This window comes from Trueperella sp. HMSC08H06 (assembly GCF_001808465.1).
Classification (GTDB): domain Bacteria; phylum Actinomycetota; class Actinomycetes; order Actinomycetales; family Actinomycetaceae; genus Trueperella; species Trueperella bernardiae.
Genome location: NZ_KV793341.1, coordinates 1 through 15,700 on the forward strand (window position 1 = coordinate 1; position 15,700 = coordinate 15,700).

Below are 15,700 nucleotides of genomic sequence, written 5' to 3' on the forward strand. Positions count from 1 at the left end.
GAGTAGGACACCGCCGTCACCAAACTTGATAGGGGAGGGGGTCTGGTCATAATTGGCCAGGCCCCCTCTCCTTTTTCATACCCCGAGCCCGACGCAACTCGTGAGTATATCGGGCTACCTTTTTCTAATCGGGTCTGGCAGGTGCCAGAGTCACGAGTTGTATCGCGACCCGTTGAGGAAGTGGTTTGCGCTGGGCAGGATGCTTCTGGTGGTCGTCACGGCGCGGCGGAGGACTCAAGCTTGACCCTCCGAAGCGGCGCCGTGTACGCTGCCGCACCCGCCGAGCGTCTGATCTACCGTGCAGCCGGTGTCATGCGTCTTACAGCGATCGATCGGATTCGCAGGCGCTATCTCCGGTAGGCTAGAAGCGTTGAATGCTGTTGTTTGAAAACTTAAACCGTGAGGAATCTATGTCTCAATACGATAACTCCGACAACTCCCAGCGTGGCGAGCGCCGTTCCTCTGGGTGGAACTCGGCCTCGAAGCGTTCCGGAGGTCGGCAAGGCTTTAGGTCGGATCGTGACCGTCAGGGCTCGTGGAACCGCGACCGTAATGATCGCAATGATCGGCGTGGTTCGTGGGATCGCGACGACCGCCAGGGGCGGCGCGATGATCGTGGTAATTGGAATCGCGACCGTAACGACCGCCGCGAGGGTAACTGGTACCGCGACCGCAGCGAGCGTCGTAACTGGGACCGAGATGACCGCGGTAGCAAACGTGGCAACTGGAGCCGCAATGCCGACCGCAATGATCGTTGGGGTTCCGGGGATCGCAATGAGCGCTCCGAGCGCCGTGAGGATCGTCGTCCTTCTTTCCGTGATGATCGGCGTGATGATCGTGGCAAATGGAACCGAGACCGTAACGACCGTCGTGATGGTAATTGGAGTCGGGATCGCAATGACCGCCGTGATGATCGACGGGGTAATTGGAATCGTGACCGGAACGATCGCAATGACCGCCGTGGGTCCTGGGATCGCGACGGCCGCCGGCACGGCAACTGGAATCGTGAACGAGCCGAGCGCCGTGAGAAGCGTTTCGACGAGGCTGGCAATCAGGAGCAGGTCCGCCGCAATGTCGAGCAGGACAGGCTTGAGATCCCTGAATCCATCACGGCGGACGCGCTCGATGCCGGTGCACGCAAGCAGCTACGCTCGCTCAACAAGGACAACGCCGAGCGCGTTGCCCGCCACCTGGTTTACGCCGGCGAGATGCTTGATATCGACCCGGAGATCGCCTATGAGCACGCACGTGCCGCCTACAAGAGCGCGGCTCGCATCGATGTTGTGCGCGAGGCACTCGGCCTTACGGCCTACGCTACCGGGCGCTACTCGGAAGCGCTGCGCGAGCTACGCACCTACCGTCGCATGAGCGACGATTACACGCACGTTCCCCTTGAGGCCGATTCCGAGCGTGGCCTGGGCCGGCCCGAGAAGGCGCTGCGCTTCATCGAGGGCATCCCGCTGCAGCGACTTAAGGCGGAGGGACAGATCGAGTTGGCACTGGTGACGTCCGGCGCGCGTGCGGAGACCGGAAACTCTGAGGGCGGCCTGTCCGTCCTGGAGAAAATCATCGTGGAGAATCTGCCGGAGGAGCTTGCCGCGCGCGTCCAGCTGATCAAGGCCGACCGCCTTGAGGAGCTCGGCCGCGCGGACGAGGCCGAGGAGCTGCGCGCCACCTGGGCGCCGATTTACGAGGGCGAGGGTGGCGACATCATGGTTGACCTCGACGACGTGCTTGACGATGTCGAGCCCGTCGCCGGAGCTGACACCACCTCGGATTCCTCCGATGAGGCTGAGTCCGCCGATGTGGAGGATCCTGAGGCCGATGAGGACTCGGAGCTCTCAGAGGCCGTCGAGGTTAACGATGCGACCGACTTCGAGGCCGAGCTTGAGGAGGAACTCGCCCAGGAGCTAGCCGACGAGCTGGAGGATAACGCCGACGAGGTCGTGCGCGATGAGCTGGTCGATCCTGAGCTCGCACCTGTTGAGGCCGACGTCGTTGAGCCTGAGGCGCCCGCGGAAGAAGCCGAAGCGGAGGCAGAAGCGGACGAAGAGTTCGTCCAGGACGACCTTTTCGGTGACGCCCTTGACGTCGCGCTCGAGGAGGACCAGGAATTGGATCTGAATGAGGAGGACGCATGAGTCTGGGAAATACTGACAAGCCGCTGATTGACGCATTCGACTACCTGTTCCTCGACCTGGACGGGGTGTGCTACCGTGGCACGCTCCCGGTAGAGAACGCGGCGGCGAGCCTCGCGCAGGCGCGTGCCAAGGGCGTGGGCCAGGCGTTCATTACGAACAACTCGATGGCATCCCCACCGTCGGTCTCGAAGAAGCTTGAGGCCGTGGGGATCGAGGCGGCAGACGAGGAGATCTACACGAGCTCACGCACGGGCGTCGCCCAGCTGCTCGAGCACGTGGCGCCCGGTTCGAAGGTGCTGCCGCTCGGCACTGAGGGCCTCTTCTACGAGCTGGAGCGCACGGACCTGCAGGTGGTGGAGTCGGCCGACGATCAGCCCGACGCGGTGATCCAGGGCCTGTCGAAGGACCTGTCGTGGCGTGAGCTGTCCGAGGCCGCGCTGGCGATCCGGGCCGGCGCGCTGTACGTGGCCACCAACCTAGATGCGACGTTGCCGCTTGAGCGCGGGCAGTACCTGGGGTGTGGGTCGATGGTGGCGGCGGTCATCCATGCCACCGGGGTCCAGCCGCTGAGCTCGGGCAAGCCCGCACCGGACATGTACCGCCTGGCGATGAAGGAGACGGCGGCGGCCAACCCGCTGTGCGTGGGCGATCGCCTCAACACCGACATCGCGGGCGCGAACGCGGGCGGCCTGCCGTCCTTGCACGTACTTACGGGCGTGAGCCAGGCGCGCGACATCATGCTCGCCATCGACTCCGAGCGCCCCACCTACCTGGCGATCGACATGTCGGACCTGAGCGAGCCGGCCCCGGCCGTCGTCGCCGAGGGCGAGGACTTCGTGTGCCGCGGGGCACGGGCGCGCCTGGAGGCCGGCCGTCTGGTGATCAACGACGCCGATGCCGCGGCCACCGTCACGCTCGACGAGTACCGGGCGGCGGTGGCGGCCGTGTGGCACGCGATCGACGAGGGCACGCCGCGCGAGGAGCTGGCGTGGCTGCCGGAGCTGAAGGTCGTGCGCTGATGAGTACCCCGATGCCGCAGCGCATCAACGTGGCCCAAACCCTCGAGGCGCTCCCTAGCAAGGAGCGCGAGGAGCAGATCGCGGACCTGGAGAAGATTCACCAGGAGCTGACGATCCGGCTGAATCGGGCGCAGGCGTAGATGGCCAAGCTCATTCGGGTGGACGCCGAGTTGGTCCGCCGCAAGCTGGCGCGTTCGCGCTCGGAGGCGGCGGACCTCATCCATGCCGGCAGGGTGTATCTCGACGGGATGGAGGTGACGAAACCGGCCCGACAGATGGACCCGGCGTTGCCGCTCGTGGTCAAGGAGGGCGAGCGGGACGATTACGCCTCGCGCGGTGCCTACAAGCTCATCGGCGCGCTCGACTACCTGGGCGCGGACGCGCCACGGGTGAAGGGGGTGCGTGCGCTGGATGCTGGCGCCTCGACGGGCGGTTTCACTGACGTGCTACTGCGCCGCGGGGCGAGTGAGGTGCTCGCTGTCGACGTCGGCTACGGCCAGTTGCTGTGGCGGCTGCGGGAGGATCCGCGCGTCGTGGTGATGGAGCGGACGAACGTGCGCACGCTCCAACCCGAGGACGTGGCGCCGGCGCCGGACCTGGTGGTGGGGGACCTGTCGTTCATTTCGCTCACCCTGGTCATTCCGGCGCTTGCCCGCTGTGCGAGTGATACGGCGGACTTCCTGCTCATGGTCAAGCCGCAGTTTGAGATCGGCAAGGAACGCCTGGGCGCGGGCGGGGTGGTGCGCGACCCGGCCCATCATGTCGAAACGGTACTCAATGTGGCGCGCTCGGGGCGCGAGTCGGGCTTGGCGGTATGCGCGGTGGCGCCCTCCCCGCTACCCGGGCCGGCGGGGAATGTAGAATACTTCTTGCACATGAAAGCCGGTGGGACCGACCTGGGTGATCGGCTCGAGGCGGCCATCGAGGACGCGGTGGCCTCGGGGCCGGCCGGCGCGCGTTGGGAGGGCCAGTGAGTGTTTGCGTAGGAGTCGTCACGCACGAGCGCCGGGACGAGGCGCGCCACGAGGCGCGGGTCGCGCGTGACCGGCTCGCCGCCGCGGGCGCCGACTCTTTCTGGGTGGACGAGGACCTGGATCGCCTTCCCGACGCCGACCTCCTGCTCGTCATCGGCGGGGACGGCACGATCCTGCGGGCCGCCGAGCTGGCCCGCCCGTACGAGACACCGATCCTCGGCATCAACTTTGGCCACGTCGGCTTCCTCGCGGAGGAGGACCCGGAGGCCTTTGACCTGGTGGTCCAGGCGGTGGTGGCGCGCAAGTGGACGGTTGACTCCCGCCTCACGATCGACGTCACGGTCACCTTCCCCGACGGCTCCACGAAGACCGACTGGGCGCTGAACGAGGCCTCGGTGGAGAAGGGCCCGCACATGCGCATGATCGAGGCCGACATCGGGGTGGACCGCCGCGGGCTGTCCTCGTTCAAGGCCGACGCCGTGCTCCTGTCCACGCCCACGGGCTCCACCGCCTACAATTTCTCCGCCGGCGGCCCGATCGTGTGGCCGGACGTGGAGGCGCTCCTACTCACCCCGATCGCGGCCCACGCGCTCTTCGCCCGGCCACTGGTAGTGTCGAAGGAGTCGACGCTCGAGGTCTACATCCGCTCCGATAACGCCGTGGTGTGGTTTGACGGGCGGCGTAACATCGAGGCGCCGGAGGGTTCGCTCATCACGGCCGTCAAGGGCGGCCACCCCGTGCGGCTCGCCCGCCTCAACGATTCGCCCTTCTCCGGGCGGCTGGTGCGCAAGTTCCACCTTCCGGTTGAGGGCTGGCGCCGACCAAAGGATGAGGCGTGATCGACGAACTGCGTATCTCGAATCTGGGCGTCATCGAGTCCGCCCACGTTGATCTTTCGCGCGGGATGACCGCGATTACGGGCGAGACGGGCGCGGGCAAGACCATGGCGCTGACCTCGCTCGGCCTGCTCATGGGAGCCAAGGCCGAGCCTCACCGGGTGCGCCAGGGCGCCACGGCTGCGAGCGTCGAGGCCACCTTCGTGGTCCGCGCCGACTCGCCGGTGGTGGAGCTGGTGGAAAACGCGGGTGGCGTCGTCGACGTCGAGGGCGACGAGGCGGCCGTGATCTTGGCGCGGCACGTGCCGGCGAAGGGACGGTCGCGCGCGTATGCGGGTGGGCAGTCGGTGCCGGTCAAGCTGCTTGAGCAGATCGCCGAGCATCTCATCACCGTCCACGGCCAGGCCGACCAGCTCAAGTTGCGTTCGGAGGCCCAGCAGCGCCACGCGCTCGACGCGTTCGGCGGGCAGAAGCTCGCCGCGGCCCGCGCAGGCTACGAGACGGCGTGGGCGGCCTCGCGGGAGAGCGAGGAGCTGCTAGCGGACTTCAAGGCGGACATGCGCCAGGCGGCCGCCGAGCGGCTGGCGCTGGAGGCGTTGGTCAAGCGGGTGGATGCCGTCGAGCCGCGCGCCGGCGAGGAGGACGAGCTCAAGGCCCGCGCGCTCGTGCTCGAGAACGTTGAGGACCTGCGTTCGGCGATGGCGGGCTCGATCGCGGCGCTGTCCGGTTCCGACGACGCCGGGGCGCTCGGCGCGATCGACGCCGCGGCCGAGCTGCTGGCGCAGGTTCGCGACGCCGACGCTGAATTGGGCGCCCTATCGGATCAGCTGCGCGAGGTCTCGTTGCTGGCCTCGGACGTGACGAACGCGCTCGGCGTGAAGCTGTCGGGGCTGGACGCCGACCCGGAGGAGCTCGACTCCATCCACGCCCGGCGCGCCGAGCTGCGCTCCCTCCAGCGTGACCTCGGGATGACGGTCGAGGAGATCCTGGCCGAGCGCGGCGCGGCCGACGCCAAGCTTGCCCAGCTCGCGGCGCCCGAGGAGCACCTGGCACAGCTCGAGGAGCAGGTGCGCGCGGCACACAAGACGCTCATGGACGCCGGTCGCAAGCTCCGGGCCGCCCGCCGCACCGCGGGCGAGAAACTCGGGGCCATGGTCACGGCCGAGCTGCACGATCTGGCCATGAAAGACGCCACATTTAGCGTTGCGGTTGAGCCGCGAGAGGAGCCGGCGCGCCACGGCATCGATTCGGTGAGCTTCCTCCTGCGCGCCCACCGCGGAGCCCCGGACCTGCCGCTCAGCGTGGCCGCCTCGGGCGGCGAGGTCTCGCGCATCATGCTTGCCCTCGAAGTCACCCTCAATGCCGACCCGCGCCCCGACCACACCTTCATCTTCGATGAGGTGGACGCTGGAATCGGCGGAAAGACGGCGCTTTCGGTGGGTGAGCGCCTGGCGAAGGTGGGACGTGCCAGCCAGGTCCTTACCGTCACCCACCTGGCACAGGTGGCGGCGTACGCGAACCACCATGTCGTGGTCGCGAAGAAGAGCGAGGGCGTGACGACCTCCACGGACGTCGTGGTGGTCGAGGGCGAGGAGCGGGTGTCGGAACTGGCGCGAATGCTGTCCGGGCACGCCGAATCGGAGGTGGCGCGCACGCACGCGGCTGAGCTCATTTCGGGTGCTGTTGTGTCATGATGAAGGCATGATGTTTAAGCGTCGTCGTGTCGAGGAGATCGCAACGGGGGAGCTCACGGGAGTCGCCCGGGTCGATTCGCGCACGAAGAATCTAGTCAAACGCCTGCGCCCAGGCGAGATCGCGGTGATCGACCATGAGGATATCGATCGCGTGGCCGCCGAGGGCCTGGTGGAAAAGCAGCCGGCCGCGGTGCTGAACGCCGCCAAGTCCACCTCGGGCCGCTACCCCAACATGGGCCCGCAGATTTTGCACGACGCCGGCATCTGGGTGATCGATAACCTGGGTTCGGGGATCATGGACATCCACGAGGGCCACTCGCTACGCATTACGCCCGAGGGTGAGGTTTACCGCGGTACCACGCTTATCAGCCACGGCGACGTGCAGACCCAGGAGACCATCGACGCGAACCAAACCACGGCCCGGGCTGGGATGACCGTGCAGCTCAAGGCGTTCGCGAACAACACGATGGAGTACCTGGAAAAGGAACAGAGCCTCATCCTGGACGGCGCGGGAATGCCGGCCGTGCGCACACAGTTTGAGGGGCGCCACGTGCTGATCGTGGTGCGCGGGCACGATTACAAGGAAGACCTGCGCACGCTGCGCCCCTACATTCGCGAGTACCGCCCGATTATCGTGGGCGTGGACGGCGGCGCCGACGCCGTGCTCGAGGCCGGATACAAGCTCGATATGGTGATTGGCGACATGGATTCGGTGTCGGATGAGGCGATCCGCTCGGGCGCCGAGGTCGTGGTGCACGCCTACCGCGACGGGAACGCGCCGGGGGAGAAGCGCGTGGAGGACCTGGGCGTGGAGCACGTGATCTTCCCGGCGGCCGGCACGTCGGAGGATATCGCGATGCTGCTGGCCGACGGCAAGGGCGCCAGCATGCTGGTTGCCGTGGGCACGCACTCGAATCTCATGGACTTCCTGGACAAGGGCAGGCGGGGCATGGCTTCGACGTTCCTGACCCGTCTTCAGGTCGGTTCGAAGCTGGTTGACGCGCGCGGCGTGAGCCGGCTCTACAGGTCGCGCATCTCGAATTGGCAGATCGCGTTGCTAATCATCGCCGGGGTGGCCGGCGTGGTCGCGGCGGTGTCCGCCACGGAGCTGGGGCGGATCGCGTTCGACCTGAGTAACGTGTGGTGGTCTGATCTGATCATCTGGATCAAGAATCTATTTTAGGGTCTCATCGTGGTTGATTTTAGGTATCACTTAGTTTCGCTCATCTCCGTCTTCTTCGCCCTCGCGATCGGGATCATCCTGGGAGCAGGGCCGTTGCAGAACTCGATCGGCAACGTGCTGCAGGGCCAGGTGGCTGACCTGCGCGTGACGAACGAGAACCTCAAGCAGGAAAACGCGGACCTCGCCCAGGCCATCGACTCCCAGGACCAGGCATTCAATGAGATCGCGCCGAGCCTGGTGGAGGGCACGCTGACGGGCCGCACTGTGGCGATCGTCGTACTACCGGGCGTGGTGGAGGCCGATGTGAGCGCGGCGCGCGCCAAGCTTGAGCTCGCGGGCGCCAAGGTGACCGGCCAGGCGAGTGTGACGGAGGCATGGACGGCGGCGTCGACGACGTCGTTCCGCTCCACCTTCTCCGACCAGATCCGCTCCTACGTGCCGGGCGTGGCCGACGACGCCGATACAAACCTGGTGCTTGCGCAGGCGCTCAACGCGCTCGTGCGCGAGGGGGCCGCCAAGCACGACACGTTGGCCGGTCTCATGACGGGCACGGACACGCCGATGCTTGCGATTGACGGCCTGGGGGAGGCCGCTGACGCGGTGCTCGTCTTCGCGCCCGACGTCGACATGCCCGCCGACGCCGACGCCGACGCGGTGGCCCAGCAGCAGTACACCACCCAGACGTTGAGCGCGCTCGTCACCGAGCTCGGCACGCGCGGGCCTGCCGCAGTGGCGGGCGCGGCGAACTCGGACACGGACGTGGTGAAGGTGTTGCGCGAGGCCGGGGCGCCGGTGTCGACGATCGACTCGCCTGACACCGTGGTCGGCCAGATCAACGCGGCGATCGCGGTGGCGAACGAGCTTCGAGACCAGCTGGTCCACCTTGGCCTCGACGCGGGCGCCCAGGCGATCATGGGAGCTCGCACGGAGGCCCCCGCCCAGGCGGCGCCTGCCGAACCTGCTGAGCCTGCCGAGGAGCCCGCGGCAGAGCCGAGCGAGGATTCGCAGCCTGCCGAGGAGCCCGCTGATGCGGGGGAGTCGGACGAAGCCGATAACGCATGATGGGTGTGGCCGGCGCGATAGCCGGTAGTGTCGTGGCGCGCCACGGGCTGGCGAGGCGGCTGCCGGGCTGGGAGCGGACGAACTTCGCCGGACGGAAGGTGTCGCTGGCGGGCGGTCTGGAGACGGCGGCCGGCCTGCTGGCGGGCACGCTGGTGGCCGCGCTGCCCTGTCCCGTGACGGGGATGCGGGCGGGTGCGCGGCAGTCGACAGCTACGCTTGTTGCCACGCTCGCCGCGGCCGGCGCGGGCTACATCGATGACCATCTGGAGGATCGCTTTCCCGCCCAAGGCAAGGGTTTTCACGGGCACCTGGGCGCGCTGAAAGAGGGTAAGCTGACTTCGGGCCTGCTGAAGATTGCGGCGATCGGCGCGGGCGCGCTGGGCGCGGGGGCCCTTACGGGCACGCACTCGGGGGAGAAGGCGCTGGATGCCGCCCTCATCGCGCTCAGTGCCAACTTTATCAATCTGCTCGATTTGCGCCCGGGCCGCGCCCGCAAGGTTGCCTCACTTGCAGCCTGCGCCGCCCTTCCGGCCACGCCGTTGGCGCAGGTCTCACTTGGGGCCGCGCAGGCGGGCATCCGTGAGGACCTGCTGGGGAAGAAGATGCTCGGTGACCTGGGCGCCAACGCGATCGGCGCGCACCTCGGCGTGGCACTCACCGCGTTGCCGATGCGGAGCAAGTGCGCGGCCGTTGCCGGGCTCATCGCGCTGACCGCGGCCTCGGAAAAGGTCTCCTTCTCGGCTGTCATCGAGAACACGCCGGTGCTACGCGAGTTCGATAACCTGGGCCGGGCATGATGCGCTCGGGGCGGGCACTTGCCGGGGCGGCCGGGCTGGTGGCCGCCCTCACGCTTTTCTCGCGCGTCTTCGGCCTGCTGCGCAAGCTCTCCCAATCGTGGGCCCTGTCCGATTCCGCCATCGCCACCGCCTACGACACGGCAAACACCGTGCCGAACGTGCTGTTCGAAGTGGCTGCCGGCGGCGCGCTGGCCGGCGCAGTTATCCCCATCCTGTCCCGCTTCGTCACGCGCGGGGACAAGCGGTTGGTGGGGCAGACCGCCTCCGCGCTCGCCACGTGGATTATGAGCGTGGGCACGGGCGTTGCGGTCGTCGTGGCGCTCCTCGCCGGCCCACTCACCGCCCTGCTCCTGCCCCAGGCCGACCCGGCCACCCAGCACCTGGCCGCGCTCTTGCTACGTGTGTTCGGCGTCCAGGTGCCGCTCTACGGGCTGTCGGTGGTGGCCACGGGCGTGCTCCACAGCCACGACCGCTTTTTCTGGCCCGCGCTCTCCCCGCTCCTGTCCTCGCTGTCGGTTACCGCGATGTTCCTGCTCTACGCCACCCGGGTGCCGGCCTTCGCCGACCCCGGGGAGCTCACGGGCGCCGACGTCGCCCTGCTGGCCTGGGGGACGACGCTCGGGGTGGTGCTTTTCTCCCTGCCCCAGCTCGCGGTGGCAGGGCGGTACGTGCGCCTGCGGCCAACCTTCACGTTCCCGTCGGGTGTGGGACGCGAGACCCTGCGCCTCGGGGCGGCCGGCCTCGGGGCGCTCGCCGCCCAGCAGATCGCCATCATCGCGATCATGCTCAGCGCCAACCACGCGGGTGATTCGGGCACGTACGCCGCCTTCAACTACGCCTACGCCATCTTCATGGTGCCTTATGCCGTGCTGGCCGTTCCCATCGCCACCGTCACCTTCCCCCGGATCTCGGCCGCGATGGGGGATCAGCTGCAGCGGCTGGTGGCCCAGTCCACGCGCTTGGTGCTCGCCATGGGGATCGTCTGCGTGGCCCTTCTCATCGTGCTTGCGCGGCCGGCGAAGATCGTGCTCGAGGTGGGGCGCGACATCGCAGGGCTCGATGCCGCCATGCGGTCGATGGCCGTGGGCCTCATCGGCTTTTCGCTGCTCTACCACGGCGTTCGGGTGCTCTACGCGCGTGGGGAGGCGCGCCGTGTCATCCTCGCCAACTCGGTGGGCTGGGGCGCCGTGGTGGTCTGCCTCGCGATCATGCACGCGGCCGGGATGGGTGGACGCACGGGAACGCTCACCGGGATCGGGATCGCCATGTCAGTGGGGCTGACGGTCGGCGGCGTGGCGGTGCTCGCCATGATCCGGGCCTCGCTCGGCCCTCAGGCCCTCGCCGGGATTGCCCGCTCCCTGCTCCTCGCCCCGGTCGTGGCCCTCGCAGGAGCGGGTGCCTGGGCACTCGTCGAGTGGGTCCTCGCCGGGAGCAGCTCGATACCTGCGGCGCTGGGCGCGGCGTGCGCGGGCGGCGTCGTGATCATTGGAGCCTCCGCCGCGGCCCTGTACGCCACCGACCGCCAGGCGCTCGCCAGCCTCACGCGCTAGGCTGGAAGAGTGAAACCTGAACTGCGCGATATCCCCGCCCCGGGCCACGTCCGCCTCACCGACCGTGTGGAGCGCTTCCGCGGCCCGATTTTCACCATCTTTGACGACGAGATCGAGTTCGCGGCCGGCGACCGGGCGCGCCGGCAGTGGATGAATCACGACGACGCCGTGGCGATTGTCGCGCTACGCCCCTCGGAGTCGCCGGGGGAGGACTGGGACGTGCTCCTCATTCGCCAGTACCGCCACGCGCCGCGGCGTATCATGTGGGAAATCCCCGCGGGCCTGCGGGATGCGGAGGGGGAGGCCGAGGTGCTGACGGCCGCCCGCGAGCTGCAGGAGGAGACGGATTACGTGGCCACCTCCTGGTACCGCGTGATCAACTTCGTCACCTCGCCCGGGGTGTCGGATGAGGACCTGGGGGTGTTCCTCGCCTTCGACCTCACCCACCGGCCCTCGCCGTCCTTTACGCGACGAGAGGAGGAGGCCGAGATCGTGGTCGAGTGGTTCGGGCTGAATGCGGTCACGGACGCCGTGCTACGCCAGGAGCTGTCCAGCCCCAGCCTGGTGGCGGGCATACTCGCCGCGAACGTCTCCCTCAGCCGCGGTCTCAAGGCCGACGACGAGGTTCGCCTCCCGCTGACGAACTAGCGCTCCGACGCCCCGAGGCGCGCGCCCGCTCTCGCATGAGGGCCGCTACTTGGCGCCTTCTTCGCGCACTGCGAATGTGAATATGTACGGTGTCGCTGCCCGCGGGTCGACTTGAGATTTCACATTAAAGCAACGATCATGTTTCTTAATGGCGCAAGGAGGTGAAGCGAGTGAATGACCAAGGAACGTACGGGCAGATTCTGCGTCTGATCGTCGAACGCGGGCCGATTACCGCCGGGGAACTTGCCAAGATCCTCGTCCTCACCCCCGCGGCCGTGCGTCGCCACATCGGAGTGCTCGTGGAGGACCGCTTCATCGAAGAATACGACGCCCCGGTGCGCGCTCACGCCCGGCGCGGCCGCCCGTCGCGCAAGTACGTCGCAACCGCCGAGGGTCAGAGCCAGCTTGGCCAGGGATATTCCGACCTGGCAGGTAACGCGCTCGAGTTCGTCCGCAACGCCATGGGCGAAGAGGGCCTGGAGGCCTTCATTCAGGCGCGCGCCGAATCGCTCGTCAAGCGCTACGGGCCGATCCTCGACGCCGCCGGCACCACCCCAGCTGTCCGCGCTGCCGCGCTCACTGACGCCCTCAACCGCGACGGGTACGTGGCCACCCTGCGCCGCGGCGGGCCGAACGCGCTGGCCATCCAGATCTGCCAGGGCCACTGCCCAATCCACGAGAGCGCCGAGGACTACCCGCTCTTGTGCGAGGCAGAAACCGAGGCCTTCGCGCGCCTCCTCGACGTCCCGATTCAACGACTGTCCACCATCGCCGCGGGCGGGCACGTGTGCACCACGAATATCCCGCTCGGGCTACCCAAGAATTTGCGAACTCGTTCGCGATCGTCGCGCTCTACGGAACGCGCAACAACTACACCGCCCCACGGCGGCGTCTCGGAAGGAAACTGATGACCCAAACCGCACCGGGTACAAACGAGGGTTTGACCCAGGAAGAAACGATTGCCTCCATTGGCAATTACCAGTACGGGTGGCATGACAAGGATCCGGCAGCTGAGTCCGCTCAGCGCGGCCTGAACGAAGATGTCGTGCGCAACATTTCCGCGCTGAAGAACGAGCCGGAATGGATGCTGAACAAGCGCCTGCGTGCGCTGAAGATGTTCGAGCGTCGGCCCATGCCCACCTGGGGTGCCGACCTGACCGGCATCGATTTCGACCAGATCAAGTACTTCGTGCGCTCCACGGAGAAGACCGCCACCACCTGGGAGGACCTCCCGGAGGACATCAAGCGCACCTACGACCGCCTGGGCATCCCGGAGGCTGAGAAGCAGCGCCTGGTGGCCGGCGTCGCCGCCCAGTACGAGTCCGAGGTGGTCTACCACAAGATCCGCGAGGACCTCGAAGAGCAGGGCGTCATCTTCCTGGACACCGACACGGGCTTGAGGGAATACCCGGAGATCTTCGAAGAATACTTCGGCACCGCGATCCCGCTGGGCGATAACAAGTTCGCCTCCCTCAACTCGGCCGTGTGGTCGGGCGGCTCGTTCGTTTACGTCCCCAAGGGAGTCCACGTTGAGATCCCGCTCCAGGCCTACTTCCGCATCAACACGGAGAACATGGGCCAGTTCGAGCGCACGCTCATCATCGCCGACGAGGGCTCCTCGGTCCACTACGTGGAGGGGTGTACCGCCCCGATCTACAAGTCGGACTCGCTGCACTCCGCCGTCGTTGAAATCTTCGTCAAGAAGGACGCGCGCGTGCGCTACACGACCATCCAGAACTGGTCGAACAACGTCTACAACCTCGTCACGAAGCGCGCGATGGTCGAGCAGGGCGGCACCATGGAGTGGATCGATGGCAACATCGGTTCGAAGGTGACGATGAAATACCCGGCTGTCTACCTCATGGGCGAGCAGGCGCGCGGCGAGACCCTCTCGATCGCGTTCGCCGGCGAGGGCCAGCACCAGGACACCGGTTCGAAGATGGTGCACAACGCACCGAATACGCACAGTTCGATCGTGTCGAAGTCCGTGGCGCGCAGCGGCGGGCGCTCCTCCTACCGCGGCCTGGTCCAGGTTAACGAGAACGCGCGCCACTCGAAGTCGAACGTGCTCTGTGACGCGCTGCTGGTCGACCAGATCTCGCGTTCGGACACCTACCCGTACGTGGACGTGCGTACCGACGACGTGGAGATGGGCCACGAGGCCACCGTGTCGAAGGTGTCGGCCGATCAGCTGTTCTACCTTATGAGCCGCGGAATCGAGGAGACAGAGGCGATGGCGATGATCGTGCGCGGCTTCGTCGAGCCGATCGCCCGCGAACTCCCGATGGAATACGCGCTCGAACTTAACCGCCTTATTGCTCTTCAGATGGAAGGATCCGTTGGCTGATGACTACCATTCAACCCGCAGCGTCTCGAGCGGAGCGTTTGCTCTCCTTTAACCTGGGGGACTTCCCGGTCCCGCAGGGCACGGAGGAGGAGTGGCGCTTCACCCCGCTCGAGCGCATGGAGGACTTCTTCGCCGACGAGGTCTCCGGCGAGCTCCCGGCCATCAGTGCCTCCGAGCCGTCGTTGCTGGAGAAGGTGACGCACGACGACGACCGCCTCGGCCGCATCATGCCCCCGGAGGACCGCGTGGCCGCCCTCGCCTGGAACAGCTCGAAAGATGCCTACGTCCTCACCCTTCCGAAGGATACGAAGCTGGAGCGCGAGGTCGTGGTGACCATCAACGGCTCCGGTTTGAAGGACGTGTCGGCCCTCCACTTGCTCATCGATGCCCAGCCGTTTTCCGAGGCCACTGTTGTGGTCAACCACGTCGGCTCGGCGCGGCTCGCCGAAGGTATCGAGATCGACGTCGAGTCCGGCGCGCACCTGACCTTCGTCACGATCCAGGATTGGGACGACGACGCCGTCCACACCTCCTCCAATCGCGCCCACGTGGCCCGGGATGGCAACCTCAAGCACATCGTGGTTTCGCTCGGCGGCGACCTGGTGCGCACCACCACGTCGGTGGACTTCGGGGGCGAAAACGGCGAGGTCAACCTGCTGGGCGCCTACTTCGTGGACGCCGGCCAGCACATCGAAAACCGCCTGCTCGTGGACCACAACCAGCCCAACTGCAAGTCGAACGCCACCTACAAGGGCGCGCTGCAGGGCGATGACGCGCACTCGGTGTGGATCGGCGACGTGCTGATCCAGCCCAACGCCGAGGGCACGGACACCTATGAGCTCAACCGCAACCTGGTCCTTACCGAGGGCGCGCGCGCCGACTCCGTGCCGAACCTGGAGATCGAGACGGGCGAGATCGAGGGCGCCGGCCACGCTTCTGCCACCGGCCGCTTCGACGATGAGCAGCTGTTCTACCTGCGCTCGCGCGGCATCCCGGAGGATCAGGCGCGCCGGCTGGTAGTGCGCGGTTTCTTCGCCGAGCTCATCAACCAGATCGGCGTGGAGTCGGTGCAGTCCAAGCTCATGGAGTCCATTGAGAAGGAACTCGACATCGTGCTGGAGCTTGCCGAATGAGCGAACGGCCAATCTGCTCCGTGTCGGATGTGGCACCCGGAACCGTGGAGGGATTCACCATGGATGGCAAGGACATCGCGGTGATCCACACGGAGGCCGGGCGCTGGTTCGCCATGGATGATCAGTGCTCGCACGGGCGTTTCAAGCTCTCCCTGGGCGAGGTCTTCGATGACGAAATCGAATGCACCCGTCATGGCGCGGCTTTCAGTGTGGAAACTGGCGAGCCGCTCTCCCCACCGGCCACCGTGCCGATCCAGACCTATCCGGTGCGGGTGGACGGCGAAAGCGTCCTCCTCACGCTGTAACTATTGATCCT

15 protein-coding genes are annotated in these 15,700 nt (G+C 67.0%); all 15 read left to right on the forward strand.

All coding sequences use genetic code 11. The features are described 5' to 3' along the window. Positions 1-410 precede the first annotated feature (410 nt). Positions 411-2,141 (forward strand): tetratricopeptide repeat protein, encoded by a 1,731-nt coding sequence (locus HMPREF3174_RS09440; RefSeq protein WP_210382911.1) that lies wholly within the window; start codon positions 411-413, stop codon positions 2,139-2,141. Continuing rightward, positions 2,138-3,160, forward strand: a complete 1,023-nt coding sequence (locus tag HMPREF3174_RS00615; protein WP_062612671.1) for an HAD-IIA family hydrolase — start codon at positions 2,138-2,140, stop codon at positions 3,158-3,160. The genes HMPREF3174_RS09440 and HMPREF3174_RS00615 overlap by 4 nt, the downstream gene beginning before the upstream one ends. Then, on the forward strand, positions 3,160-3,300 hold the full coding sequence (locus HMPREF3174_RS09325) for a hypothetical protein (protein ID WP_160326857.1): 141 nt from the start codon (positions 3,160-3,162) through the stop codon (positions 3,298-3,300). The genes HMPREF3174_RS00615 and HMPREF3174_RS09325 overlap by 1 nt, the downstream gene beginning before the upstream one ends. After that, on the forward strand, positions 3,301-4,134 hold the full coding sequence (locus HMPREF3174_RS00620; RefSeq protein ID WP_062612670.1) for a TlyA family RNA methyltransferase: 834 nt from the start codon (positions 3,301-3,303) through the stop codon (positions 4,132-4,134). Further along, positions 4,131-4,973: an NAD kinase gene (locus tag HMPREF3174_RS00625; protein WP_062612668.1), complete on the forward strand. Its 843-nt coding sequence runs from the start codon at positions 4,131-4,133 to the stop codon at positions 4,971-4,973. Before HMPREF3174_RS00620 ends, HMPREF3174_RS00625 begins: the two co-directional genes overlap by 4 nt. Next, a complete protein-coding gene (recN, locus tag HMPREF3174_RS00630; protein WP_070447367.1) occupies positions 4,970-6,664 on the forward strand; it encodes a DNA repair protein RecN in 1,695 nt (564 codons plus the stop codon). The genes HMPREF3174_RS00625 and recN overlap by 4 nt, the downstream gene beginning before the upstream one ends. A gap of 7 nt (positions 6,665-6,671) precedes the next feature. Next, positions 6,672-7,847: a putative cytokinetic ring protein SteA gene (steA, locus tag HMPREF3174_RS00635; protein ID WP_062612664.1), complete on the forward strand. Its 1,176-nt coding sequence runs from the start codon at positions 6,672-6,674 to the stop codon at positions 7,845-7,847. A gap of 9 nt (positions 7,848-7,856) precedes the next feature. After that, positions 7,857-8,909 (forward strand): copper transporter, encoded by a 1,053-nt coding sequence (locus HMPREF3174_RS00640; protein WP_062612662.1) that lies wholly within the window; start codon positions 7,857-7,859, stop codon positions 8,907-8,909. Then, positions 8,906-9,706, forward strand: a complete 801-nt coding sequence (locus tag HMPREF3174_RS00645) for a hypothetical protein (protein WP_083297635.1) — start codon at positions 8,906-8,908, stop codon at positions 9,704-9,706. Before HMPREF3174_RS00640 ends, HMPREF3174_RS00645 begins: the two co-directional genes overlap by 4 nt. Then, entirely contained in the window at positions 9,703-11,256 is a 1,554-nt protein-coding gene (gene murJ / locus HMPREF3174_RS00650; protein WP_070447370.1) for a murein biosynthesis integral membrane protein MurJ, read from the forward strand. The genes HMPREF3174_RS00645 and murJ overlap by 4 nt, the downstream gene beginning before the upstream one ends. A 9-nt stretch (positions 11,257-11,265) precedes the next feature. Further along, positions 11,266-11,904 (forward strand): NUDIX domain-containing protein, encoded by a 639-nt coding sequence (locus HMPREF3174_RS00655; protein WP_083297636.1) that lies wholly within the window; start codon positions 11,266-11,268, stop codon positions 11,902-11,904. Between the two features lie 170 nt (positions 11,905-12,074). Beyond that, positions 12,075-12,812: a helix-turn-helix transcriptional regulator gene (locus tag HMPREF3174_RS00660; RefSeq protein WP_236698635.1), complete on the forward strand. Its 738-nt coding sequence runs from the start codon at positions 12,075-12,077 to the stop codon at positions 12,810-12,812. Then, positions 12,812-14,251, forward strand: coding sequence for a Fe-S cluster assembly protein SufB (gene sufB, locus HMPREF3174_RS00665; protein WP_068539260.1), 1,440 nt, complete (start codon positions 12,812-12,814; stop codon positions 14,249-14,251). Before HMPREF3174_RS00660 ends, sufB begins: the two co-directional genes overlap by 1 nt. Next, a complete protein-coding gene (gene sufD, locus HMPREF3174_RS00670; RefSeq protein WP_062612652.1) occupies positions 14,251-15,384 on the forward strand; it encodes a Fe-S cluster assembly protein SufD in 1,134 nt (377 codons plus the stop codon). The genes sufB and sufD overlap by 1 nt, the downstream gene beginning before the upstream one ends. Further along, positions 15,381-15,689, forward strand: a complete 309-nt coding sequence (locus HMPREF3174_RS00675; protein ID WP_062612650.1) for a Rieske (2Fe-2S) protein — start codon at positions 15,381-15,383, stop codon at positions 15,687-15,689. Before sufD ends, HMPREF3174_RS00675 begins: the two co-directional genes overlap by 4 nt. Positions 15,690-15,700 lie beyond the last annotated feature (11 nt).